Here is a 1,050-nt window from a genome sequence, read left to right as displayed (position 1 = left end):
TGGTTCACGCCGATCGCCGCGAACCACAGATGCAGCACGACGCGCGCGAGCGTGCCGCGCAGGTGCTTCGCATAGACGGCCCACAGCACGACGAGCAGCCCGATGTGCAGCGACGGCGCCTGGTTGAACGGCTTGTCGAACCCCATCAGCAGCGTGAACAGCGCCCCGGCCACGCCACCCGCGTCGGGCCGCTCGAAGCCGAAGCGCAGCGGCCACGCGATGAAGCACGCGACCGATATCAGTTGCACGGTCAACAGCCGCTTCACGTGATCGAGCAGGTCGGCGCGGCGCGTCCAGAAGAAGAACGACAGCGCATACAGCAGGTCGATCGACCAGTACGGCACGATCGTCCACGGCACGAACGGGATCGCATGCTCCCAGCCGAACGCGAAGGTCGGCACCGTCGCGCGGCGCGCGGCGAGCCAGTTCGCGAAGCCGTAGGTCGAGAAGAACACGGCGCCCATCACCACGAGCCAGCGGAAGCGCAGCGCAAACGACGCGTCGCGCGCGCCGGCTGCCGAGGCCGGCTCGGCGAGGCCGCTCGCGCCGCCGTCGAGCGCGCTCATGACGCGTCGACCCGCTGCGCGAGGCTGACCGTGAAGATGCCCATTTCGTCGATCCGCTGGTCGAGCTTGCGGAAGCCCGCGCGTGCGACGAGTTCGTCCATCTCGGCCTGCGAGCGGCGGCGCATCACCCAGGTCGCCTCGCCGCGGTGATTGTTCAGCGCGCGCGCGATGAATTCGAGCTGCGGATGCCACGGCTGCCCCGTATAGACGAGATAGCCGCCCGGCGGCACGGCCTGCGCAAGCCCGCGCAGCGAGCGCTCGATCAGCGCGTTCTCGCCGAACAGCTCGTAGAGGCCCGACACGATCGCGAGCGTCGGACGCGGCTCGAGCGTCGCGAGCGACGCCTCGTCGAACGCGTCGCCGCGCTCGAAGCGCGCGATCGGCTCGAGGCCGCGCTGCGCGATCAGCACGCGCCCGGCCTCGACGTTCGGCGGGCTGTAGTCGCGCAGCGTGATGTCGTCGGGCGCCGCGCCGTCGCGCTCGG

General features: G+C 70.6%; 1 protein-coding gene and 1 pseudogene. Both read right to left on the bottom strand.

The annotated features are described in order from the left end of the window. Positions 1–566, bottom strand: a pseudogene (locus tag G3O06_RS48400) (serine/threonine protein phosphatase); the annotation flags it as partial. Continuing rightward, positions 563–1,050 (bottom strand): class I SAM-dependent methyltransferase family protein (locus G3O06_RS48395; RefSeq protein WP_205820477.1); only part of this gene is annotated, 488 nt, incomplete at its 5' end. The gene G3O06_RS48395 and the pseudogene G3O06_RS48400, both read right to left, overlap by 4 nt.

This window comes from Burkholderia sp. Ac-20345 (assembly GCF_017104825.1).
Lineage (GTDB): Bacteria > Pseudomonadota > Gammaproteobacteria > Burkholderiales > Burkholderiaceae > Burkholderia > Burkholderia lata_B.
The sequence above is the reverse complement of the archived record's forward strand: the minus strand, read 5'-3'. Positions and strand labels throughout refer to the sequence as shown.